We start from the raw sequence: 22210 nt of genomic DNA, 5'->3' as shown, positions 1-22210 counted from the left end.
ATAACGATCTATACGGCACCGCGGGAAAGCGTCACGATCTCCGTCCCCGCCAGCCGCTCGGCGCTCACCACCACTTCGTAAGCCTGGAGCAGCCCCCCGCGAACCTCGATCCTGAGCACCCCCGCCAACCGTCCGGCCGGAGCGAGCACCAGCCCGACATCCCCGTCGATCAGCGCGAGTTCGGCCAGCCGCGCATTCGCCGCGAACAGCTTCGTTCCCCGCGCGACCTCGTCCGCCCCGCGCAACACCGCGGCAGCCCCCGGCGGCAGCATCGCCGGATCGGTGTGCCGGACGACATCCGGCGCCAGCACGGTCAGCAGCGTCGCCATGTCCCCGCCCCGGGCCGCCGACAAGAACGCCGTCACTACTTCCCGGTGCTCAGCCAGTTCCGCGGCCGGAACGGCCGGTTCCCCGCGTACTCGCGACCGCGCGCGGCTGGCGAGTTTCTTCGCGGTCGCGGGTGTCCGGTCGAGGATCGGGCCGACCGCGTCGAACGGCACCGCGAACAGATCGTGCAGCACGAACGCCACCCGTTCGGGCGGGGCCAGCCGGTCCAGGACCACCAAAAGCGCGCGGCCGACCTCGCCGGCCAGCACGATCTCGTCCTCGGGAACAGTGCCGCCGGCGGCATCAGGCACGGAAGAGACCGGCGTTTCGCGGCGGGCGCGCAGCGCGTCCAGGCATAGCCGGGAGACCGCGGTCGTGAGCCAGCCGCCGAGGTTGCCGACGCCGGACGTGCGATTCAGCCGCAGCCACGACTCCTGCACGACGTCCTCGGCCTCGGCCGCGGAACCCAGCATGCGATAGGCCAGCGCGTGCAGCCGCGGGCGCTCGTCCTCGAAGCGCCGCGCCAGTGCGTCGTCCATCGGTCACCTTTTCCCGTCTCGGTCCGTCATGGGAGTGCCGGCCCGAGGACCAAGGACGAGGAGAGGAACCGGATGACCGTCATGCTAGCGCCCTTGCTGCACGTCGATTCGAGCGCCGACCGCGAGGCGTCGGTGAGCAGGCGGCTGGGCGCGTTGTTCGCCGACGAGTGGCGGAGAGGCGGCGGAACCGTGCGGCACCGCGACGTGTCCGCCGAACCGGTGCCGCCGCTGCGCGAGGCGTACGCGCGGCTCGGCCGCCGGGTGGAACGCAAGGGAGCGCTGTCGCTGGAAGACATCGCGGCGCTGATCGCCGACGACGAGGAACGGCGCGAATGGGACCTGACACTGCCGCTGGTGAACGAAGTCCGCGAAGCACGTGCCGTGCTGCTCGGGGTGCCGATGTACAACTTCGGCGTGCCCGCGACGCTCAAGGCGTGGATCGACCGGATCAGCTTCCCCGGCGTGTTCGCCGACCCGGAGACCGGCCGGAAACTGCTGGCGGACAAGGACTTTGTGATCGTCACCGCCCGCGGCGGCGGATACGGCCCGGGCACGCCGCGCGAGGCGTTCGAGTTCCAGGAGTCGTATCTGCGTGCCTGCCTCGGCGACAAAGGCGTCGAGCGGCTGACGTTCGTCTCCCAGGAGTTCACCCGGGTCGGCGACGTCCCGGCGCTGGACGGACTCGAGGACCTGGCCGCCGCGTCGCGCGAGGCGGCCAGGTCCCGGGTCGTCGAGCTGGCGCGGGCTATCCAGTGAGGTCGGAGCACTTCCGCGCGTCCGGATCCTTCGCCCCGCCGGGCGACCACCGCACGTTCGCGAACGACGCGGAGAACGGGCCGTCGGTGTAGACGAGAAACGGCGTGTCGATGCTCTCGAAGTCCAGCCCGCTCGCGAAGCAGGACAACGGGATCTTCACGGTCGACTTCTGCCCGGCGGGCAGATCGCCGAACAGTTTCGTCGCGTTGACCTCCGACGAGCACGGGTAGACGCAGTGCAGGCTCACGACCGTCCGGTTCACCGGCGGCGAATGCACGATCACGTCGAACTCGAGCGCGCCGTCGGCGTTGGGATATCCGCGCAGGTCGTCAGTGCCGCCGGGATGCTGCGAATACAGCTGTGCCGCGCCGGTGCCGGTCCACGTCGCCTTCAGGCCGTCGCCCTGGACGTTGACGTCGGCCGGCACCACGGTGATCTCCGGATGCGAAGCAGTGCCGTCCGGACCGATTTCAGTGCCGCCCCAGTTCGACGCCGAACCGATGAAACTCTTGTACGGCGCGACATCCGTGCGGTCGTAGATCGGCAGGTCCTCGGTCGCGGTGCCGCCGCCGTCGTGCGATCCGCAGCGGGCCGGGCCTTCGGTCTCGTCGAGCTTGCCGACCGTGGTCCGCTGGTGCGAGGTGAGGCCGTAGCCGAGCGCGAACAGCGGGTCGTAGCCGGGACTCCACGGGTTGAGCGGCGTCTGGCAGGCGCTCTTCGGCCACGAATAGGACAGCTTGCCGCTGTACCCGCCGCGGTCCTTCCCGCGCACCAGCATGTCCGCGACCCCGCCGCCTTCGGTGCCGGGCAGCCAAGCGGCGACGAACGCGTCGGAACGGTTGAGTTCCTTGTTGACGTACAGCGGGCGGCCGCTGACGTACACAGTCACCACCGGAGTGCCCTTGCCGCTGACTTTGTCCAGCAGCGCAAGGTCTTCCGGATACAGCTTCGCCGCTTCGAGGCTCTTCCGTTGCAGATCGCCGACGCCTTCCGCGTACGGCGTCTCGCCGACAACCGCGATGACGGCGTCGTAACCCTTCGGATCAACGGTGCCGGCGGGATCGAAGGTGACGTTGGCGAGATCCTCCTTGAGCCCGGCGAGGATCGAGGTCGCGCCAGGGAAGTCCGCGTTGGTGTTCCCGGTGCCCTGCCAGGTCAGCGTCCAGCCGCCGGTCTGGTTCTGGATGCTGTCCGCGCTCTTGCCGACCACGAGCACCTTGGCGTTGCGCGCCAAGGGAAGCACGTTGCCGTTGTTCTTCAGCAGCGTCTGCGATTTGCGCACCGCTTCGCGAGCGAGCGCCTTGTCCGTCAACGCGTCCGGCGAACCTGCGTACCAACGCTGCGAAGGCTTGCGCTCCTCGAAAAGCCCGGCGCGCATTTTGACTCGAAGGATCCGGGTGACCGCGTCGTCGATGCGCGACATCGGGATCTCACCGCCGCGCACCTGCGCGACCGTGTTGGCGATGAAGGCTTTCCAGTCGTTCGGGACCATCACGACGTCGATGCCCGCGTTGATCGCGCGCGGGCAGCTGGAGTTGGTGCAGCCGGTCACCTGGCCGATGCCGTTCCAGTCCGACACGACGAGGCCGTCGAAGCCCATCTTGCCCTTGAGGATCTGGTTGAGGACCTTGTCGCTGCCGTGGATCTTGCCCTCGTTGATGCCGAGGTCGGGGTTGGTCCAGCTGTTGAACGACGCCATGACCGTCTGCGCGCCCGCGGCGAGCGCGCCGTAGTAGCCCTGGCCGTGCAGGTTGATCAGGTCCGCTTCGGAAGACGCGTTGACCCCTTGGTCCTGGCCGTTAGTGGTGCCGCCGTCGCCGATGAAGTGCTTGGCGGTGCCGATCACGCCGTTCGGCCCGATCCGCAGCCGCGCCCCGGCCTGCAGGCCGTTCATGGCCTCGTAGCCGTAGGCGCGGGTGATGCGCGGGTCTTCGGAGAAGCCTTCGTAGGTGCGGCCCCAGCGGTCGTCCTGGACGACGGCGAGGGTCGGCGCGAACGCCCAGTCCTGGCCGGTCGCCCGGATCTGCCGCGCGGTGGAGTTCTCGACGTCGCGCACCAGGCACGGGTCGTGCGCCGCGCCGAGCGCGATGTTCTGCGGGAAAACAGTGGAGCCGTACACATTGTTGTTTCCGTGCACGGCATCTATGCCCCAAATTACCGGAATCTTTGCCCTCGTGGCCTTCGCCGCGTCCCAATAGGAATCCGCGAGCTCGAGCCAGTCCTGCCGGCTGGCGTGCTTGTTCCCGCCCGGCCACGAGCCGCCGCCGTTGAGCACCGACCCGATCGAGTACTGGGTCACCTCGGCCGGCGTGATCGCGGCGATCTCGGGCTGGGTCATCTGCCCGACCTTTTCCTCCAGCGACATGCCGGAGACGATCTGTTTGATCCGCCGTTCGTCGGCCGGGTTCTGCGGCATCGCGCTGCGCACCTTCGGCCAGTCTTGCAGCCGGGGCAGCGATTTTTCGATGCGCGCGCAGCCGTTCCGGTCCAGTGCGGGCGGGCCGATGTCCGGCTGGCGCGGGGGAGCGGCCTGGGCGGCTTGGGCGGGAACGAGCCCGCCGAGGAGCACGAGCGCGGCGAGCGCGACCCGGTTCCGGGCGCGCGGGGAACGTGGAGGTCTGGCCATCGACAGTCCGTTCTGCGGAGGGCGGCCCGGAGCGGGCCCGGTGATCCTGACCGGGCAAACCGGACTCCGTCAATCCGCCGACCGCAGTGGTTCAGTCCATTCACCGGACAGGAAACGGGACATTCGCGGGGCGCGGCGGCCTTTCGCCGGACGGGGATAGATTGATCGCGAAGGCACCGATTTCAAGGGAGGACAAAGCGGATGCGCAAGGAAAAGCCAGACGTTCCGGCTGCCGACGGGACCGCGGACGCGTACCTGGCCGTGCCGGACGGCGGGCCGCATCCCGGGGTGCTGCTCTTCCCGGACGCGTTCGGGCTGCGGCCGCGGATCGAGGAGATGGCCGACCGCATCGCCGAGGCGGGCTACGCCGTGCTGGCGCCGAACCTGCTCTACCGCGGCGGCCGGACGCCGCTGGTGGACTTCGCCGCGCTGGAAGACCCGGAGCGCCGCGGCGAGGTCTTCGGCAAGCTGATGCCGCTGATCGAGGCGCTGGACACCGAGGCGATCACCCGCGACGCGGAGAAGTACCTCGACTGGTTCGCCGCGCAGGACGGCGTCGCCGAGGGCCCGGTCGTGATCACCGGCTACTGCATGGGCGGCACGAACGCGCTGCGGGTGATCGAAGCGTTCCCGGACCGGGTCAAGGCGATCGCGTCGTTCCACGGCGGCCGTCTCGCCACCGACCAGCCGGACAGCCCGCACCTGCGGGTCGGCTCGATCAGCGGCGAGGTGTACTTCGGGCACGCCGACCAGGACCCGTCGGCCACCGCCGAGCAGATCAAGACGCTGGAGCACGCCCTCGACGAGGCCGGCGTGACTTACCGGTCGGAGGTCTACGAGGGCGCGTCGCACGGCTTCACGATGTCGGACACGGCCGCGTACCACGCCGACGGCGAGAAACGGCACTGGGAGAACCTGTTCGCGCTCCTGGAGCGGGTGCGCTGACCTGCGGAGGATCAGGGTCCGGCACGCGGGACGCGCTCGCGGCCGGGCCCTGCGCGCGGAATCGGCGGCGGCCGTTTACGCTGGCCGCATGGCCGAAGGTGCGCTGTGCCGCGAACCGGTGGAGCTGACCGGGCGCGAGCGCTCGGTCCTGCGGAGCGTCGCGGTCCGCGGGACGGAGCCCGAGCTGTTCTGCGAACTGGAGGCCGGGCACGGCCACGAGCACGCGACCCCCGTCGGCGGACGCGGCGAAGAACCGCTGATGTGGCTGCGCTGGTGGCCCGGCCGCCGCGTGCTGGAGACCCGCGCGCTGTGCGGCGCGGAGTCCGACGAGGGCGTGTTCTGCCGGGTGCCCGGCGGGCACGAGGGCAGTCACAGCTACGAGCTTGCCGAGCCTGAGGAGGCCTGGCCGCTGGCCGACGCGGGCCTGTTCGCCGGCCGCCGGTAAAGTCGCTCGACATGCGCGAAGGCTTCCAGGACGACCTGAAACAGCTCGACGGGCGTCTGGCGGCGATGGCCGAGGCGGCGGCCGAGGCGATGCGCCGGGCCACCCGGGCGCTGCTGACCATGGACCTGCCGCTGGCCGAGCAAGTGCTCAGCGGCGACGCCGACCTCGACGACCAGCGCGCCTCCTGCGAGGACGAGGCGTATTCGCTGCTCGCCCTGCAAGCCCCGGTGGCCGGCGACCTGCGTGCCGTGCTGGCCGCGGTGTACTGCGCGGAGAAGCTCGAGCGGATGGGCGACCTCGCCGCGCACATCGCGGGGACCGCGCGTCGCGGCCACCCGGAGCCGACCGTTCCCGCCGACCTGGAGGCGGTGTTCGCCGAACTCGGCGAGGTCACCTCGGCGATGGCCGAGCGGCTCGCCGACCTGGTGCACGGCGAGGCCCGCGGCGGCTACGCCGAACTGAGCCGCGCCGACGAGCGCGTGGACGAACTGCACGCCCGCGTGATGGCGACGGTCACCGCTCCGGACTGGACGCAGGACCAGCGGATCGCGGTCGCGCTGAGCCTGCTCACGCGTTTCTACGAGCGTTTCGCCGACCAGGCGGTGTCGGTCGCGAAGCGCCTGGAGTTCGCCGCGACGGGCGATCTCCCGGGCTGACCTCCGGCGGCGGACCGGCCTGCGCCTGGTTCGACGGACGCGGCGGCGGCGAACCCGCGGCGCGGCCTTGCGGCGGACCGGCCGGACGCGGCGGTTGCTGCCGCACCGGACGGGCAGGCGGCTGCGCGGGCGGACGGCCCGGATTCTGCGGCGGTGCGTCGGCGGGACGGGCCTGGGGTTCCGCGGTGCGCATCGGCTGCGAATTCTGCCGCGGACGCGCCGGACGGGGTCGCGGTTCGGCGGTGCGGATCGGCTGCGAATTCTGCCTCCGCGGCGGCGGGCCCGCTGCGACACGGCCTTCCGGCTGCGGATTCCGCGGACGGACCGGGCGACCGCCGGCGTCCCGAGGCGCTGAACCGGCCGGACGGACCGGCCCTCGCTGTGGCAGAGCACCGGCGTCCTCAGGGAGGACCGGCGCGTCGTCGGGACGGCCGCCGCGGGGTCGCCGCGGCTTTTCCTCAGCCGGAGGGCGCACAGTCGCAGGCTCCGCACCGGCCGGCGCGACACCCAGCAACCCGAACGGCACCTTCTCCGAGAACCGCCGCACGAGCCCGGCAGCCGGGCCCAGCGCGTACCGCTGCAACAGCAACGCCATCCCGGCCCCGAGCGCGAGCCCGATCAGCACGTCGTGCGGATAGTGCGCCCCCACGAACACTCGCGAGAAGCCCATCGTCGCCGCGAAGGCCGCGAGCCACGGCGCGCCCTTGCGCCAGGCGAAGGCCCCGCCGAGCGCGACCGCGGCCGCGATGGTGGAGTGGTTGCTCGGGAACGACCAGTCGCCCGGCGGCGGGCAGACTCCGACGATCGCCTCCGGCGGGAGCCCCCGGCAGGGCCGCTGCTCGTGCACGAAGGCTTTGATGATCTCGCTGAGCACATAGGCGACCACCGTGGCCGCCGGGACCAGCAGCGCCGCGGCCATCCGTTCGGGCGAGCCGGTTCCGCGCGCCCGCCACCAGAGCCAGGCGAAGAACGGGGCCACGAGGACCAGGCCGTAATGCGTGTACGCCAGCACGAGAGACTGCACCCAGCCCGGCATCGCCAGGCCGAAATGGGTGATCGCGTCGTACGTCTCGCTGCTGGAAGCTCCGGCCGTGGTCGCCATACAACCCCTCTCCGGTCCGCCGGTTCGCCTGGCGGCCATCTCGCGTTCACCCGAAGGTCACGAGCGTACCGAGCGGCGGAGGGGAGTCCGCGACGCCCCGTGAGTCCGCGGGGACTCTCCGGGACGGGTCAGGAGTCGGTGGTGCGCTTGCAGGTCACCGGCTTGCCGGGACCCGGAGCGCTCGCCTTGGCGAGTTCCTTGGTCTTGTCCAGCAGGATCCGGCAGCGCAGCGTCGCGGCGGTCGACGGTGTCGCGGTGACCGAGGCCTCCTGTCCGGCGCTGACCACGACGTCCTGTTTCCACGGCAGCCCGAGCGGACCGGTGAGCTGGTGCGGCGCGACCTTGTCCTCGTAGCGGTTGCCGGACTCGCCGTAGGTGACGCCGGTGGCCGTGGTCTGCTGGTCGGAGGTGACCTCGTACGTGATCGCCCACGACTTGCCGGTCGGGTTGGAGCACGCGGCCAGTCCGGCGAGCGCTACGGCGGCGCAGGTAGCGGAGAGTGCCTTCTTGATCACGCTGGGACTGTACCGGAGCCTTTCTTCCGCGGCCCGGCGAGGAACCTCAGGGCGGCCGGTTCCTCCCGCGCGGCCTGGGCGAGGATGCCGAACTGGAGCATGGTGACCACGAGCGACGTCCCGCCCGCGGACACCAGCGGCAGCGTCACGCCGGTCACCGGCAGGGCGCCCGCGACGTAGCCGATGTTGATCAGCGCCTGCGCCACCAGCAGCAGGGTGGTCGTCCCGGCGACGAGCCGCACCCACGGATCGGCGACTCGCGCCGCGGTGCGCAGGCCGACCACCGCGAGGCAGCCGAACAGGCCCAGCACCAGCAGGCAGCCGGCGAACCCGAGTTCCTCGCCGACGAGCGCGAAGACGAAGTCGTTCTGGACGTCCGGCAGATAGCTCCACTTCGCCGCGCCTCGGCCGAGCCCGACCCCGAACCAGCCGCCGTCGGCGAGCGCGTATTGCGCCTGCTGTGCCTGGTAGCCGCTGCCGCTCGCGTCGGGATTCGGCGAAAGAAAAGAAAGGATGCGCGCGAGCCGATAACTGGCGAAAAGGGCGAGTACGACGATTCCGGCGACCCCGCCGGCGAGAATGGCGGCGAACAACCGCTTCGGCGCGTCGGCGAACCACAGCAAACCCAAGGCGATCAGCGCGAGCGTGACCGTTCCGCTGAGATTCGGCTGGGCCAGCAGCAGCGCGCACAACCCGAGCGTCACCGGGATCAGCGGCACCAGCAGATGCCGCCAATGGTGCAGCACCTTCTGTTTCGACACGAGCAGATGCGCGCCCCAGAACACCAGCGCGACCTTCGCGATTTCCACTGGCTGCAAGGTGATCGGCCCGGCGGAGAGCCAGCGTTGCGCGCCGCCGTGGTCGGAACCCAGCGGAGTCAGCACCAGCAGCAGCAGCACGACGGCGGCGGCGAGCGCCGGGGTAGCGGCCTTGCGCAGCCGGGAAAACGGGATGCGCAGGCCGAGCACGAAGGCGACCGCGCCGAGTGCGACGAACATCAGATGCCGGAAAAAGGCTTGGTACACCCCGGTTCCGGCGGCCGGGTTGGCAGCGGCGGCCGAGGACGACAGCGCCATCACCGCGCCGAGCAGCGTCAGCAGCGCCCAAATCGCGACGATGATCCGGAACGACGCGAGCGGATGCGCGAAGAACTGCCCGATTGCGTGCCGTGCGGGTTTGCTGTCCCGTTCGGTTGGCGACTCCACGGGGGAAGAGTGTGTGCTGTTTTCGCTTCGCGGTGGCTGACCGACTCGCCTGTGTGCGGAAAATTACCGCTCCGATTTTTGATTGGCCTCGTCGACCTCGGCCATGTGCTCTTCCGCCCACGTGCGCAATACCGCGAGTGCGGATTCCAGCGACGTGCCCAGTGCGGTGAGCCGGTAATGCACCCGGGGCGCCACTGTGTCCTCGACCCGCCGTGTGACGAGGCCGTCCCGGACGAGGCTTTGCAGCGTCACCGAGAGCATTTTCTGCGACACCCCGGGGATGCGGCGGCGAAGATCGGCGAAGCGCACCTCGTCCGGCGCGGCCTCGGCGAGGATCTTGACCGTCATCGACGTCCACTTCGTTCCGATCCGGTCGAGCAGCCGCCGCGTCGGGCAGGCCGGATCGAACAGATCGCCGCGGGCGGAGGGGGTCACCTCGGGCTCACCACCTGTCGGGAAAGTGCCGTCTTGGCGGCGCTTCTGTAGTTACCTACCGTGTGCTGGTAACCAATGGTAACCACAGGAGGTCCGATGAGCGCGGTGCGGCAGGTCGAAGCGAACGGGGTGCGGCTGAACGTCGCCGTCGCCGGGAGCGGTCCGGCGCTGGTGCTGCTGCACGGATTTCCGCACACCTGGCAGCTGTGGAACAAGGTCGTCCCGGCCCTCGCCGAGCGGTACCGGGTGATCGCGCCGGACCTCCGCGGCCTGGGCGCGAGCAGCCGTCCGGACCGCGGCTTCGACGCCGGGACGATCGCTGCCGACATCGCGGGCCTGCTTGATGCGCTGGGGGAGGCGGACGCCGAGGCAGTGGCGATCGACCTGGCGGTGTCGAGCGCGTTGCTGCTGGCGCTGCGGCAGCCGGAGCGAGTCCGTCGCCTGGTGCTGATGGAGTCGCTGCCTTGGGGATTCCCGGCCGGCCCGCCGTGGTGGTTCGGCTTCCACGCCGTGCCGGGGCTGGCCGAGACCGTCCTTGACGGACACGAGGCGGAGTACGTTCGCTGGTTCCTCGACCAGGGCACGCTCGGTCGCGGCGTGCCGGCGGAAATCGAAGCGGCCTTCGCCGAGGCGTACACCGGCACCGATGCGCTCCGCTGCGCCTTCGAGTACTACCGGGCGATGCCGGAAAGCGCCCGGCAGCTGACCGCGGCGGCGGAGAAGCGGCTGACCGTGCCGACGATGACGATCGGCGCGAACCCCGTCGGCGGCGCGCTGGAGCAGCAGCTCCGCCCGATCGCCGACGACCTCGCCGGCCACGTGCTGCCGGATTGCGGGCACCTGGTCCCGCTGGACCGTCCGCGCGAGTTCCTCGATCTGCTGCTGCCGTTCCTGTCCCGGGAGATACTGGCCGGGTGTCGTTGACGTCCGAGCTGGCCGACCCGCGCGGGAAACTCGCGCGCTGGTGCGCCCGCGTCTTCACCGGCACGACCGCGGCCGCGCGCCGGGTCGAGGAGGCGGCGAACGGCGTGCGCCCGATCCGTCCGGCGCTCGCGCGTCCGCCCCGGGAGCACTGGGCCGAGATCGGCGGTGCGTTCGGCCAGCGGATCGCGGACCTCGTGCAGCCCGCGCCGCCGTACTACGCGCTGCTCGGCATGGTCCGGGCGCAGTGGGGCAGCGGCCCTTGGGCGCACGCGCAAGCCGCCGAGTACCCGACGCACGACGAGCTTCCGCTGGAATACCGGGCGCGGGCGCTCGGCATCCGTCCGGCCGCGGCGACCTGGCTCGACCTCGGCGACGGGCTGCCGGACGGCGGGGCGCTCCCGGGCGCGGAGGAGCTGTGGGGCGAACTGCTGGGACGCGCTCGCCGCTACCAGGCGCAGCACGCCCCGCCCGGCGCGCTCGGCGGACCGGGCGCGGAGGCCGGACTGGCCCGGACGAACTGGGTGCTGTCGGCGTGCGAGGACATCTACCGCTCCGGCCGCATCGACCCCCGGCTGGCCCGGGTCGTCGACGGCGGCGGCACGATCGCGGACCTGCGCGCGCTGCCCTCCGGCGCACAGGTCGCCGAACTGGCAGAGCTCGCGAAACGCTTGCACGACAACGGTGCGCTGTGGGAACTGCGGCGGCTCGGCGGCGCTCCGCCGGAGGGCTGTCCGCTCGGGATCGCCGGGCCGACCATCGTGCCCGGCTGGGCGGACGGCGATCTCCTGCTCGGGAAGCTCGACCCCGAAGCGGGGATCGCCGACGGCACCCTGCTGGACGTGAAGACCGTGCTGACCGTCGGCGATCCGGACCGGGCCGGACGCTGGCTGTGGCAGATCCTGCTGTACGCCTGGCTCGACGTCGCCGACCTGTACCGGATCCGCGAGGTCGGACTCCTCCTCGGACGGCACGGCAAGCTGGTCTGCTGGCCGGTCGACGAGCTGGCCGCGGACCTGCTCGGCGGGGACGGCCTGGTCGATCACCGCCGCGACGAGTTCAGGGACATGGCGCGCGGCCTGCTCGACTCGGCCGGGCTGAGCTTGGCCGACGGCTGAACCGCGGGCTTCTTCCCCGCGCCGCGGCCGGCGAAGCACACCGCGCCGAGCACGATCACGCAGCCGGCGAGCTGCAGCGCGCCCGGCCGTTCGCTCAGCAGCAGGAAGCCGAACGCGACCGCGCCGACCGGCTGCAGCAGCATCATCGTCGCGCCGGTCGAGGCCGCCAGCCGCGGCAGCGCCCCGGCGATCAGCAGCCAGCCGACGACCTGGCCGACGAGGGCCAGCGCGGCGAACCAGCCGAGCGAAGGCAGGCTGGGCGTCAGGTCGAGGCGGCCGAACGGCAGTCCGAGCACGACCGAGACGAAGCCTGCCGACACGGTGGCCAGCGACAGCGAGCGGACCTGCGTCGCGGGGGTGCTGCTGAGCCGGAGCAACAGCAGGTACCCCGAGTAGCCCGCTCCCGCGGCGAGCGCGAAAACCATGCCCAGCACCGGGTTCGAGCCGGTCATCGACGAACCGAACACGCCGCCGGCGAGCACGATCCCGCCGATCAGCGTCGGCGCGACGAACGTGAACCGCGGGTCCGGCCGCTCCTTGAGGAAGACGAACGCCAGCAGCGGCACGATCACCACCTGCACCGAAAGCAGCATGGTCGCGACGCCCGCGCCGACGCGCGGGATCGCCTCGCCCCACAGGACGAAGTCGAGCCCGAGGCCGAGCCCGGCCAGCAGCGGCAGCAGGATCTTCGCGCGCACGCGGGTCCGCCGCGCCTCGCTGAACGCCAGGATCGCGAGCAGCGGCAGCGCGAGGGCGCAGCGCCAGAACGCGCTGGTCGCCCCGCTGGCCCCGGAAACCTTGATGAGCACCGAGGTCAGCGCGATGCAGAGGCAGCCCGCCGCGGCGAGCAGCCGCGGGTCGGCGCGGCCGGTGAGCGCGGCGATCGGGCCCGCGGCGGGCAACGGGGCGGATTCGGTGGTCATGCCTTCTATGGTGGGGGCGCTAACTATCAAGGACAAGTGAATGTTCCTGCGGAAAATCCGGTAGCATTACTACCGTGTTCAGTGTGGATCGGATGCGCGCCCTGCACGCGGTCGCGCAGCACGGCTCGGTCGCCCGCGCGGCAGCCGCGCTGCACGTCACGCCGTCCGGGGTGTCGCAGCAGCTGGCGAAACTGGAACGGGAAGCGGGGCTCGCGCTTTTGGAGCCGCGCGGCCGGACCGTGCGGCTCACGCGCGCCGGGCAGGTTCTGGTCGGGCACGCCGAACGCGTGCTGGCTCAGCTGGCCGAAGCGCGCACCGATCTCGAGCGGCTGCGCGAGGATGTCTTCGGGCCGTTGCGGATCGGGTCGATCGCGACGTGCGTGCACGCCCTGCTGCCGCCCGCGCTCGCCGTGCTCACCGAACAGCACCCGCGGCTGAACGTGACGCTGGGCGAGGGCGAAGCCGAGCAGACCCTGCCGAAGGTGCTCGCCGGGGACCTCGACGTAGCGGTGTTCGAAAGCTGGGCGGACCGGCCGACGGTGGTGCCTGCGGGAATCACGCAGGTCACGCTGTTCTCCGACGTCGCGGATCTCGCGCTGCCCGCCGGGCACCGGCTCGCGCACCGCCGCACGGTCGACCTCTCCGAGGTGGACGACGTGTCGTGGATCAGCTGGACCGGGCGTTCCGGCTGCTATGAATGGCTCGTGCACGTGCTCCGTTCGCAGGAGCTGGAACCGCGGATCAGTTGCACCATCGGGAGTTACGTGACGCAGCTGGCGCTCGTCGCGGGCAACGTCGGCGCCGCGCTCGTCCCGCGGCTCGCCCGCGGCCCGGTGCCGGACGGCGTCCGGATGCTCGCGACGCGGCCGGTCCTCAACCGCACGATCATCGCCGCCTGCCGCTCCGGCGAGGAGACGCACGGCGGGGTCCGGGCGGCGCTCGAAGCGCTCGGCGAGGCGTCGGCGGCTTATGTGAATCACTAATCTTGTTGCGGGGCTGCCTTTTCCGGCCGGTTCGGCCCTAGAGTCGGAATCGACGAGCAGGGGAGCCGCCCATGAATTCCGAGGATGCCGCCCGTGCCTTGCGGGCTCGACTGCCTGCCGAGCAGGTGCACACGTCCGGCCCTCAGTACGAATCGACGGCGGCGGTCTGGAACGCCGCCGTCGCCGCGCGTCCGGCGGTGGTGGTGGAATGCCGGAGCACGGCGGACGTCCAGGCCTCGGTGCGTGCCGCGCGCGAGCTGGGCTTGCCGCTGTCCGTGCGGAGCGGCGGCCATGACTGGGCCGGACGCGCTCTTGCCGACGGCGGGATCACGCTCGATCTGCGTCCGATGAACCGCGTCGCCGTCGATGCCGGGCGACGCGCCGCGGTGATCGGCGGCGGGGCCAGGGCCAACGATGTGCTTGCGGGCGCGGAGGCGCACGGCCTCACCGCCGCCGTCGGCACGATCGGCACGGTCGGATTCGCCGGCCTCGCGCTCGGCGGCGGATACGGTCCCTTCCTGGGCAAATACGGGCTGGCTGCGGACAATCTGCTGGGCGCCGAGATCGTCCTCGCGGACGGTGAGGTCGTGCTCGCCAACGCTTCGCGCCTGCCGGACCTGTGGTGGGCCCTGCGGGGCGGCGGCGGAAATTTCGGCGTGGTGACCGCGCTCGGCGTGCGCCTGCACGAGACACCGCAGATCACGACCGGCCCAGTCTGGTACCCGGCGTCGGATTCCGCGCGGGTTTTCGCCGCGGTGGCCGAAATACAGGCTGATGCGCCAGACGAACTCACCGTGCAGAGCGGCATCCTCGCCGGCGCCGACGGCTCGCTGTGCGTGCTGGTCTGGCCAACCTGGTGCGGCCCCGCCGATCCCGACGGCTTCCTCGCCCGCCTCGGACCGCCGCTCGCTTCACAAATCGAAACGGTCTCCTCCTATGCGGCAGAGATCGCCCGCCGGGACGCGATGTTCCCCGACGGCCGCTCGGTCACCATCCGTACCAGGTCGCTTCGGTCGTTCACACCGGAGGCCGTGCCGGTGCTGGCTTCGGCCGCGGCAGCCCGGACCTCGCCGCTCTCCGGCCTGTCGATCCACCACTTCCACGGCTTGGCCTCGCGGGTTCCGGTGGCGGAGATGGCGTTTCCGCTGCGGGAGGACCACCTGATGGTCGAGATCCTCGGCTTGGGCGAGGGCAACGACGACCGAGCCTGGGCGGATGCCGCCTCGGCGGCGCTGGCTCCCCATGCGTCGCCCACCGCGTACGCGAACCTGCTGGGACCGGACGTCCCTTCGGCGAACGTCTTCGGCCCCAACTCGGGCCGGCTGCGCGACATCAAACACCGCTACGACCCGGACGGAGTTTTCCGCGCCATCCCGCTGGGCTGACCTTTTTACCGAGTACATTGGTGAAAAGGCGGCGGAAGGAGGCGGGCCGTGGCGTATGTGATCGCGGAGCCGTGCGTGGACGTGATGGACCGGGCGTGCGTGGACGAATGCCCGGTGGACTGCATCTACGTCGGCGAACGCTCGCTCTACATCCATCCGGACGAGTGCGTCGACTGCGGTGCCTGCGAACCGGTGTGCCCGGTCGAAGCGATCTATTACGAGGACGACCTCCCGGACCGCTGGCGGATCTATGCCGAGGACAACGCCCGGTTCTTCAGCGAAACCCTCCCCGGGCGGGATGCACCCCTGGACTCTCCTGGCGGTGCGGTGAAGCTGGGTGACCTTGGGGTGGATACGCCGCTGGTCTCGGGGCTGCCGCGGCCGGAGATTCCCGCGCGGCAATAGTTTCGCCGCGACGCGCCCTTGGCCGGCCCCGGTGGTGAAGCCCGGTGATCGTGGGGCTGCCGCTGCCGGAGGCGGCCGCGCGGCAGCAGTTCGCCGCGATGAGCCCTCGGCGGTCCTGGCGGTGCCGCGAAACTTGGCGATCTCGGCGCGGACCCGCCGCCGGCCGCGGGCAGCCGAGGCCGGACTTGCCCACGCAGCAGTAGTTTGTCCTAGTCGGCTCGGTTAAACTGGTCCCCATGAGCGAGCAGACGCTGACCGATCCGCCCGCCTCCCGCGCGCTGGGCGAAAGCCGCGCCCGGGTGCTGGCCGCGCTGCGGTCGGCAGGCGGCCCGGTCGCGGTGCAGGACGTCGCCGAGCAGGTGGGCTTGCACGCCAACACCGCGCGGTTCCACCTGGACGGCCTCGTCGGATCCGGCCTCGCCGAACGCCGCGCGGAAGACCGCACCCGCCCCGGTCGTCCGCGGACGGTCTACGTCGCGATCGCCGAGGAAGCGGCCGAGGGACGGCGCAGCTACCGGCTGCTCGCGGAAATGCTGACCGGCTTGATCGCGGAGAACGTGGCCGACCCGGGCAAAGCCGCGGAATCCGCCGGTGAAGCGTGGGGCCGGTACCTGGCCGACCGCCCGCCGCCGACCCGGCTGGTCGACGAAGCCGAGGGGATCCGGCGACTGTCCACTGTGCTGAGCGGCGCCGGTTTCGCCCCGGATCCGGGCGGCGACGTGATCCGGTTGCGGCACTGCCCGTTCCGCGAGATCGCGGAGGAACGCCGGGACGTGGTGTGCGGCCTGCATCTCGGGCTGATGCGCGGGGTGCTGGACGAGGTGCGCGCACCGTTGACCGCCGAGCGGTTGGAGCCGTTTGTCGAGCCTTCGTTGTGCCTGGCGCACTTGAGGCCGACTGGCAAACGCCGCCGCTGACGGTCGCCGGTCCGACTGGGATGTCTCTCGGCCTGCCAGAACGGCGGTTTCCCGCGCTGCCTGCCGCGCTCACCGCTCGCCGCTTGCCGGTTCAGCCGGCGGCCCGGGTGAGTCCGGGAGCGCGGATTCGCGGCGGCTAAAGAAGTTCCGTCTGCGAAGCGCCGTGGCCGGACGAGCGTTTCTCATGCACCGCAAGCCGGTTCGCAGCAGGCGGACGAGCGCGGCGACGCAGATTCACGACGGCCGAAGGAATTTTGCCCGCGAAGGCCATCGGTCCGACGAGCCTTCCCTGGGACGCGAGCAAGCCGGTCCGCGGCGGCCGGGGCGGGGGAGACCGGCCGCCGCGGGGAGGCGCGCCGAAGGGGAGTCGGCGCGGGTATCGGGGTCAGACCGGGACCGCGGCGCGGCCGATCCGGACCCGCCACTTCTCCGGCCCGGATTCCACGTACTCCCACGTGAAATCCTCGCCGTGGGCGGCGGTGAACTCGCGGCGCAGCGGCTTCGGATCGTGGTTGTTGACGAGCACGAACGACTCCCCGGGCGCGAGCCGCGCGTAGCGGCCGAAGATGCGCGGATGCCGGGTGCCGTGCGGGATTTCGCGGACGTCGAGGACTTCCGCTCGGTCCAGTTCGCCGCCGTCGAGGAGCGTGCGGAGATCGTTGGCCAGTACGGGGACGTCGGCGCCGGGGAGATCGGCCAGCGCGGGCAGCAGGACGCTGGTCTCCGCGTCCAGGTAAGCGCCGAGGAGCGCGTCCAATGCCTGCGCGGCATGGCTGATCCGGGCCGAGGTGCCGGATTCCCGCAGCTCTTCGACGGTGCGGAGCACGGAGCCCTGGATCCGCCGCAAGGCGCGGACCAGCAGGCGCGTCGCGGGGGCGCCGGCGGCGGTCGCGTTGAGGACGCGGTCGGCGGCGGACAGGTACTCGGTCAGCCGGCCCGACGCGAACTCGATCAGCCGGGCGTTGGCCTCCTCTCGGGCGCTGCCGTCGAGCTGGAGTTCCGTGACCATGGCGGCTTTTTCCCGGTATTCGGCCAGCACCCGGCCGGATTCGGCGCGGAGGGCTTCGCCGGCGCGGAACGCGGGGTCGGTGCTGGTGCCGCTGATGCACACCTCGGACGAGCCGGTCACGGGAACCTCCCGGAAAGAGTATTTACGAGGATAATAGTGCAAAATCGCGGGATCGCCGGCGTGACGTGGGACTCAGGCCGGCCCGATCCTCGCGAGGACGAGCCCGGCCGGGATGCTGACGAGCAGCAGCACGACGAGTGCCTGGAAACCGTGCCGCACCCACCGCCTGCGACCGTCCGGCGAACCGCCGCGCACGCCGAGAACCAGCCGTGCCAGGCCGACTGCCAGAAGCGCGCCGCCGATGTCCGCCAGGGGAGTCGTGTCGGAGAGCGTTCCGCCCAGTACGGCGGCATTTCCGAGATTCCAAGCCGCGATCTGGGCGAAGACGAGTCGGCTGGCCGGCGGTTCCGGGGCGAGCAAGGCCTGCCCGATCCCGAGGCCGAGCTGGGCGATCCCGCCGACCAGGACCAGGTATGCGACCGCCCAAGCGCCGTGCGGGGTCGGATGCGGGGCGATGACCGCGGACGCCAGGCCGCCGGCGATTGCGCACCCGAGGCCGAGCACGGCGAACGGGGCCGCGGCGGCGGTGCGAGGAGTCATATATCCAAATTAGCCTAGTGAAAAAGATCAGCTCGGACTGGTCGGCGTACCGGCGTCCGGAGCGGAAAATTCCCTGCTGTGACGGGATTCGCGCCAGCTCGGCCGGGGGCGGGCGCGGCTGTTAGGTTCGCGGACGTGACAACAAAAGCGATGCGGGCAGTGGTGCACGAAGGCGCGGCGGGAGCCGGCGGAGTGCGGGTCGCGGAGGTTCCGGCGCCGCGACCGGGCCCGGGTGAAGTACTGGTCCGGCTGAAGGCGGCCGGGCTGAACCACCGGGACCTGTTCGTCGTGGACAGTCGCGGTCCGGCTGACCCCTGGACCGTGCTGGGCTCGGACGGTGCCGGAGTGGTCGCCGCGGCGGGCGCGGAAACGACCGTCGAGGTCGGGGCCGAGGTCGTCGTCAACCCGTCCCTCGACTGGGCCGAGCCGGACGCGGTGCCGGAGATTCCCGCGATTCTCGGAGTGCCGGCGAACGGCACGCTGGCCGAGTACGTCGTCGTCCCGGCGGGCAACGTCGTGCCGAAACCCGCGCACCTGAGCTGGACTGAAGCTGCCGCCCTCCCGTTGGCCGCGCTCACCGCGTACCGGGCGCTGTTCACTCGCGGCGGCCTCGCCGCCGGGGAACACGTGCTGCTGCCGGGTATCGGCAGCGGAGTCGCGACGTTCGCCCTCGCGATGGCGAAAGCCGCGGGCGCGACGGTGAGCGTCACCTCGCGCAGCCCCGAAAAGCTCGCCAGGGCAACGGAACTGGGTGCCGACCGCGCGATCGGCAGCAGCGGAGACTGGGCGGCCGAACTCGGCGAACCGGTGGACTTGGTCGTGGACAGCATCGGCTCGGCGACCTTCGACGCGTGCCTCTCCGTGCTCCGCTCCGGCGGCCGGATGGTGACGCTCGGCGCGACCACCGGTCCGGACGTCGAGCTGTCGCTGCGCGATCTTTTCTTCCGGCAGATCAGCCTGCTGGGGACGTCGATGGGCAGCGCGCGGGAGTTCTCGCAGATGGTCGCGCTGGTGGCGGAACACCGGGTGCGGCCGGTGGTGCACCACGTCTACGACCTGGCCGACGGCCCGCGCGCGCTGGCCGAACTGGCGTCGGGGGACCAGTTCGGCAAGCTGGTGGTCGCGATCGCCTGAGCGCGGCCGTCGATTTTTTGTCGGTGCTTCGTGGTGAACTGTGGACACGAACCCAGGGAGGGGAACACCTGATGAGCAAGCGCTGGAATCCCGAGACTGTCGCGGCCCCGGTCGGCCGCTACAGCCACCTCGCGCAGATTCCCGCCGATCACGAACTGGTCGTGGTGGCCGGGCAGATCGGCGCGCGACCGGACGGCACACTCGCCGGGCCGGACGCGGAAGCACAGACGCGCGAGGCACTGGCGAACATCGAACGCGTGCTCGCCGCGGCAGGCGCCGGGCCGGAACACCTGGTGAAGGTGTTCAGCATGGTCGCCGGCACCGGGCATCTGCCCGGTTTTCGCGCCGCGACCGGCGACGTGTTCAGCCGGTGGTTCCCGGGGAGCGACTGGCCGACGCAGTCGCTGATCGTGGTGTCCGCGCTGGCGAAACCGGAGCTGGCCGTGGAAATCGAGGCGATGGCCGCGGTGCCCCGATGATCCGGTCCCCCGAACGACAGGACGCCCGATGACCATCACGCTCGGGTCGCTGCGGATCGACCCGGTGACCGAACTGGACCACTGGCCCTTCGCCGCCGCCGAGTTGTTCCCCGGCGTCACGCCCGAACAGCTGGGGGAGCACCGCGGCGACCTCGACCTGTCGATCACCACGTACCTGGTGCGCACTCCGGACCAGACCGTGCTTCTCGACGCCGGGAACGGCAACGCGAAGGAACGCCCGGTCCTGCTCGCACACCACCAGTTCGACACGCCGTATCTGGACCGCTTGGCCGCGGTGGGCGTCATGCCGGAGGACGTCGACGTCGTCGTGGCGACCCACCTCCACCCAGACCACTGCGGCGGCTTCACCCAGCTGGTCGACGGTTCGTGGGACCCCACCTTCCCGCGTGCCCGCTACCTGATCCCGGCCGAGGAATACGGCTGGCTGCAAGAGGTGCACGCCGCAGCACCCGACGGCGGGGCAGCGGCCGACCTGGCGAGGACGTTCGAAGACAGCGTCCTTCCGGTCGTCGAGGCAGGCTTGGTCGAACTGATCGACCTCCCGTACGAGGTGACCGACGGCATCACTCTGCGCGCCCTGCCCGGCCACACCGCCGCCCACCTGATCGCCGAGCTCAGCGGCGGCGGTCAGCACGCCTTGGCGAGCGGAGATGTGCTGCACCACCCGTTCCAGTTCGCGGACCTGACACTGGCCCAAGGCGGCGACTCCGACCCCGCCGCCGCCGCGGAGTCCCGGCGGACCCTGTGCGAACTGGCCGTCGAACGAGACGCCCTGCTCCTGCCCGCACACTTCGGGGCCGGACGAATCGAGCGAGACGGCGACGGTTTCCGCTACCGCCCCGGCTCGTCCGGAGGTGCCTGACCCCTCTGCTCGCGGGGCCGTGTCGATTCGAGGCCGCCCCGTTCGACGCATGGGCATGACTGACTACGAAGCGACCTTGACCCGGAACCTCGACCGCTACGGGAACGCCCCGCTGCCCTGGAGCCGTGCCCGCGATGTTCTAGCCGCTGACACCCCGACCGCCGACCTGACGTTCTTCGTCGCGACCGTCCGTCCAGACGGCCGTCCCCACTCGGCGGGCGTAGGCGCGGTCTGGGTGGACGACGCCCTGTATTTCGTCGGCGGCCCGGGCACCCGCCGTTCGCGGAACCTCGCGGCGAACCCGGCGTGCAGCATTTCGGTACGCCTGCGCGGCCTCGACCTGGTTCTCGAGGGCGATGCCCACCGAGTCACGGACCCGGACACCGTGGCACGCCTAGCCGAGGTCTACCGCTCCGGCGGCTGGCCAGCGACGGCGTCCGGCGACGCGCTGACGGCACCGTTCAGCGCGCCGAGCGCGGGGCCGCCGCCGTGGCACCTCTACCGGCTCACCCTGCGACGCGCGGTGGGTGTCGCTTCGGCGGAACCGCATGGAGCGACTGCCTGGGAGTTCGCCGGGGCTTGAGCGCGTGGCCCGGTTTCGCTCCGGGCCGTGGCGGAGCTTGCTGTCTCGAGTTCGCGAGCGCCGCTGCGGTTCGCCGCGGGACGGGCCGTCGTGGGGGCTGGGTGTTGCCGCGTGCGGGGGTTTGGCGGACGCCGAGCCGTCGTGGGGCTGGGCGTTGCCGCGTGCGGGGGTTTGGCGGACACCGGGCCGTCGTGGGGCTGGGCGTTGCCGCGCGCGGGACGACTGGCGGGCGGCGAGGTTGCGCGCGGCGGCGTCGGCTGGTGCCGTGTGCGGAGCCTGGTGGGTGCGCGCCGCCACGCTGAGGCAGCTCATGTCGGCTTTGACCCTGGTGTGGGCAGGAGCTTCACACGGAGCACCGGCGAGGTTGGCCATAGCGGCTGGCAGCCGTGAGCGAGGAGCCTGCCGGCCGCCGAAGTCTGCGGTGCGGAGTCGGCTGCCGCTGCGTTTGGTGCATCCGCAGGACGCTGAGGCGTGCTGTGGCGGAATGGCTGCTGTTGCGGAGGGGAGGCCTGCCGGGCGAGGAGGTGTGCTGTGGGGGAATGGCTGCTCCCGCGGGCGGGGAGCCTGCCGGGCGGCGAGGTGCGCCGTGGCGAGGACGCCCCGGCCTCCCGGTGCCTGATCGGCGAGGCCGGGGCAGCCAGGCGGCGCCGGAGCCGGTCAAGCCCGCCCGTCCGGCCCTTCCCAGTCCAGCAGCAGTTCCCGCAGGTCGGCATTCATCCGGTCCTGTTCCGCGTGCGACAAAACACCCAGCAGCCGCGCCTCGGTCTGGGTCTTCATCCCGAACACCTCCTGCGCCCGTGCCAGCCCTTCGTCGGTGAGGCTGACCAGGATCTGCCGCCGGTCGTCGGGAGCGATGTCGCGGCGGACCCAGCCCTTGCGTTCGAGTCCGGCGACGCGTTTGGTGACCCCGCCGGACGTCAGGCGCATGCTGTCCAGCAGCTGCCCGGCCGAAAGGCGGTACGGGGGACCGGCTCGTTTGAGGGCGCCGAGCAGCTCCACTTCCCACAGGCCGACCCCGAAGGCGTCGAATTCGCGGCGCAGTTCCGTTTCCAGCAGCCGGGCGGCGCGCAGCAGACGGAAGCTCAGCGCCTTGCTGACCCGGTCTTCCGCGCGCACGCCGGTGATCTGCGCCATGACTCCGTCGACGTGGTCCCGCTCCGCTGGCATGGGCGAGTATTCTAACACCAGTAATTATCTTACCGGTCTCGAATCAGGACGGTCCGTGCACGCTTCGCCTTCATCCGAGCCCGATCCGCAGC

The 22210-nt window shown here is 71.4% G+C and carries 24 protein-coding genes; 14 read left to right on the top strand and 10 right to left on the bottom strand.

Annotated features, from left to right (window positions below; translation table 11 throughout):
• Positions 1-8: 8 nt before the first annotated feature.
• Positions 9-866, bottom strand: coding sequence for a sigma-70 family RNA polymerase sigma factor (locus tag L3Q65_RS15865; protein WP_237600118.1), 858 nt, complete (start codon positions 864-866; stop codon positions 9-11).
• A 72-nt stretch (positions 867-938) separates the two neighbouring features.
• On the opposite strand from L3Q65_RS15865, the gene L3Q65_RS15860 reads away from it, so the two are divergent.
• Positions 939-1622 carry an FMN-dependent NADH-azoreductase gene (locus tag L3Q65_RS15860; protein ID WP_237600117.1) on the top strand — a complete coding sequence of 228 codons (684 nt, stop codon included), beginning with the start codon at positions 939-941 and terminating at the stop codon, positions 1620-1622.
• On the opposite strand, the gene L3Q65_RS15855 is transcribed toward L3Q65_RS15860, so the two are convergent.
• Entirely contained in the window at positions 1612-4248 is a 2637-nt protein-coding gene (locus L3Q65_RS15855; RefSeq protein WP_237600116.1) for an exo 1,3/1,4-beta-D-glucan glucohydrolase, read from the bottom strand. The two genes, L3Q65_RS15860 and L3Q65_RS15855, sit on opposite strands and share 11 nt — an antisense overlap.
• Positions 4249-4449: 201 nt before the next feature.
• On the opposite strand from L3Q65_RS15855, the gene L3Q65_RS15850 reads away from it, so the two are divergent.
• The 3 genes from L3Q65_RS15850 to L3Q65_RS15840 all read left to right on the top strand — a co-directional run bounded on the left by L3Q65_RS15850 (position 4450) and on the right by L3Q65_RS15840 (position 6294).
• Positions 4450-5193: a dienelactone hydrolase family protein gene (locus L3Q65_RS15850; RefSeq protein WP_182888893.1), complete on the top strand. Its 744-nt coding sequence runs from the start codon at positions 4450-4452 to the stop codon at positions 5191-5193.
• 88 nt (positions 5194-5281) lie between these two features.
• Positions 5282-5638, top strand: a complete 357-nt coding sequence (locus L3Q65_RS15845) for a hypothetical protein (protein WP_182888894.1) — start codon at positions 5282-5284, stop codon at positions 5636-5638.
• 11 nt (positions 5639-5649) lie between these two features.
• Complete coding sequence (locus L3Q65_RS15840) at positions 5650-6294, top strand: phosphate uptake regulator PhoU (RefSeq protein WP_182888895.1); 645 nt, start codon at positions 5650-5652, stop codon at positions 6292-6294.
• On the opposite strand, the gene L3Q65_RS15835 is transcribed toward L3Q65_RS15840, so the two are convergent.
• The 4 genes from L3Q65_RS15835 to L3Q65_RS15820 all read right to left on the bottom strand — a co-directional run bounded on the left by L3Q65_RS15835 (position 6206) and on the right by L3Q65_RS15820 (position 9551).
• Positions 6206-7396, bottom strand: coding sequence for a phosphatase PAP2 family protein (locus L3Q65_RS15835; protein ID WP_237600115.1), 1191 nt, complete (start codon positions 7394-7396; stop codon positions 6206-6208). The two genes, L3Q65_RS15840 and L3Q65_RS15835, sit on opposite strands and share 89 nt — an antisense overlap.
• A gap of 128 nt (positions 7397-7524) precedes the next feature.
• Positions 7525-7911 carry a hypothetical protein gene (locus L3Q65_RS15830; RefSeq protein WP_182888897.1) on the bottom strand — a complete coding sequence of 129 codons (387 nt, stop codon included), beginning with the start codon at positions 7909-7911 and terminating at the stop codon, positions 7525-7527.
• Entirely contained in the window at positions 7908-9116 is a 1209-nt protein-coding gene (gene ftsW / locus L3Q65_RS15825) for a putative lipid II flippase FtsW (RefSeq protein WP_237600114.1), read from the bottom strand. The genes L3Q65_RS15830 and ftsW overlap by 4 nt, the downstream gene beginning before the upstream one ends.
• 63 nt (positions 9117-9179) lie before the next feature.
• Complete coding sequence (locus tag L3Q65_RS15820) at positions 9180-9551, bottom strand: helix-turn-helix domain-containing protein (protein ID WP_237600113.1); 372 nt, start codon at positions 9549-9551, stop codon at positions 9180-9182.
• Positions 9552-9647: 96 nt separating this feature from the next.
• On the opposite strand from L3Q65_RS15820, the gene L3Q65_RS15815 reads away from it, so the two are divergent.
• Both L3Q65_RS15815 and L3Q65_RS15810 read left to right on the top strand, forming a co-directional pair.
• Positions 9648-10475, top strand: a complete 828-nt coding sequence (locus L3Q65_RS15815) for an alpha/beta fold hydrolase (protein ID WP_237600112.1) — start codon at positions 9648-9650, stop codon at positions 10473-10475.
• Positions 10466-11590: a hypothetical protein gene (locus tag L3Q65_RS15810; protein WP_237600111.1), complete on the top strand. Its 1125-nt coding sequence runs from the start codon at positions 10466-10468 to the stop codon at positions 11588-11590. Before L3Q65_RS15815 ends, L3Q65_RS15810 begins: the two co-directional genes overlap by 10 nt.
• Here L3Q65_RS15810 and L3Q65_RS15805 read toward each other — a convergent pair.
• The gene (locus L3Q65_RS15805) at positions 11515-12513 is read right to left on the bottom strand and encodes a DMT family transporter (protein ID WP_182888902.1); all 999 of its coding nucleotides are present in this window, start codon (positions 12511-12513) and stop codon (positions 11515-11517) included. The genes L3Q65_RS15810 and L3Q65_RS15805 overlap by 76 nt on opposite strands.
• A 74-nt stretch (positions 12514-12587) precedes the next feature.
• On the opposite strand from L3Q65_RS15805, the gene L3Q65_RS15800 reads away from it, so the two are divergent.
• The 4 genes from L3Q65_RS15800 to L3Q65_RS15785 all read left to right on the top strand — a co-directional run bounded on the left by L3Q65_RS15800 (position 12588) and on the right by L3Q65_RS15785 (position 16203).
• Complete coding sequence (locus tag L3Q65_RS15800) at positions 12588-13496, top strand: LysR family transcriptional regulator (RefSeq protein ID WP_182888903.1); 909 nt, start codon at positions 12588-12590, stop codon at positions 13494-13496.
• A 71-nt stretch (positions 13497-13567) separates the two neighbouring features.
• Positions 13568-14881, top strand: coding sequence for an FAD-dependent oxidoreductase (locus L3Q65_RS15795; RefSeq protein ID WP_237600110.1), 1314 nt, complete (start codon positions 13568-13570; stop codon positions 14879-14881).
• Positions 14882-14929: 48 nt separating this feature from the next.
• A complete protein-coding gene (fdxA, locus tag L3Q65_RS15790) occupies positions 14930-15286 on the top strand; it encodes a ferredoxin (RefSeq protein ID WP_237600109.1) in 357 nt (118 codons plus the stop codon).
• A 236-nt stretch (positions 15287-15522) separates the two neighbouring features.
• Positions 15523-16203 carry a metalloregulator ArsR/SmtB family transcription factor gene (locus L3Q65_RS15785; protein ID WP_237600108.1) on the top strand — a complete coding sequence of 227 codons (681 nt, stop codon included), beginning with the start codon at positions 15523-15525 and terminating at the stop codon, positions 16201-16203.
• 385 nt (positions 16204-16588) lie between these two features.
• Here the strand turns inward: L3Q65_RS15785 and L3Q65_RS15780 are convergent, their stop codons facing one another.
• Together L3Q65_RS15780 and L3Q65_RS15775 are read right to left on the bottom strand one after the other, a co-directional pair.
• A complete protein-coding gene (locus L3Q65_RS15780) occupies positions 16589-17332 on the bottom strand; it encodes a DUF2249 domain-containing protein (protein WP_237600107.1) in 744 nt (247 codons plus the stop codon).
• Between the two features lie 72 nt (positions 17333-17404).
• Entirely contained in the window at positions 17405-17872 is a 468-nt protein-coding gene (locus L3Q65_RS15775; RefSeq protein ID WP_237600106.1) for a hypothetical protein, read from the bottom strand.
• Positions 17873-18007: 135 nt separating this feature from the next.
• Here L3Q65_RS15775 and L3Q65_RS15770 point away from each other — a divergent pair, with 135 nt between their 5' ends.
• From L3Q65_RS15770 to L3Q65_RS15755, 4 genes are all read left to right on the top strand, one after another.
• Positions 18008-19006, top strand: coding sequence for a zinc-binding dehydrogenase (locus L3Q65_RS15770; RefSeq protein ID WP_237600105.1), 999 nt, complete (start codon positions 18008-18010; stop codon positions 19004-19006).
• A 71-nt stretch (positions 19007-19077) separates the two neighbouring features.
• A complete protein-coding gene (locus L3Q65_RS15765; RefSeq protein WP_182888909.1) occupies positions 19078-19485 on the top strand; it encodes a RidA family protein in 408 nt (135 codons plus the stop codon).
• Between the two features lie 28 nt (positions 19486-19513).
• Positions 19514-20368, top strand: coding sequence for an MBL fold metallo-hydrolase (locus tag L3Q65_RS15760; protein WP_237600104.1), 855 nt, complete (start codon positions 19514-19516; stop codon positions 20366-20368).
• A 55-nt stretch (positions 20369-20423) separates the two neighbouring features.
• Complete coding sequence (locus L3Q65_RS15755; RefSeq protein ID WP_237600103.1) at positions 20424-20951, top strand: pyridoxamine 5'-phosphate oxidase family protein; 528 nt, start codon at positions 20424-20426, stop codon at positions 20949-20951.
• 657 nt (positions 20952-21608) lie between these two features.
• Here L3Q65_RS15755 and L3Q65_RS15750 read toward each other — a convergent pair.
• Entirely contained in the window at positions 21609-22118 is a 510-nt protein-coding gene (locus L3Q65_RS15750) for a MarR family winged helix-turn-helix transcriptional regulator (protein WP_182888912.1), read from the bottom strand.
• Between the last annotated feature and the right edge of the window lie 92 nt (positions 22119-22210).

Source organism: Amycolatopsis sp. FU40 (assembly GCF_021903635.1).
Taxonomy (GTDB): Bacteria; Actinomycetota; Actinomycetes; order Mycobacteriales; family Pseudonocardiaceae; genus Amycolatopsis; species Amycolatopsis dendrobii.
The sequence above is the reverse complement of the archived record's forward strand: the minus strand, read 5'-3'. Positions and strand labels throughout refer to the sequence as shown.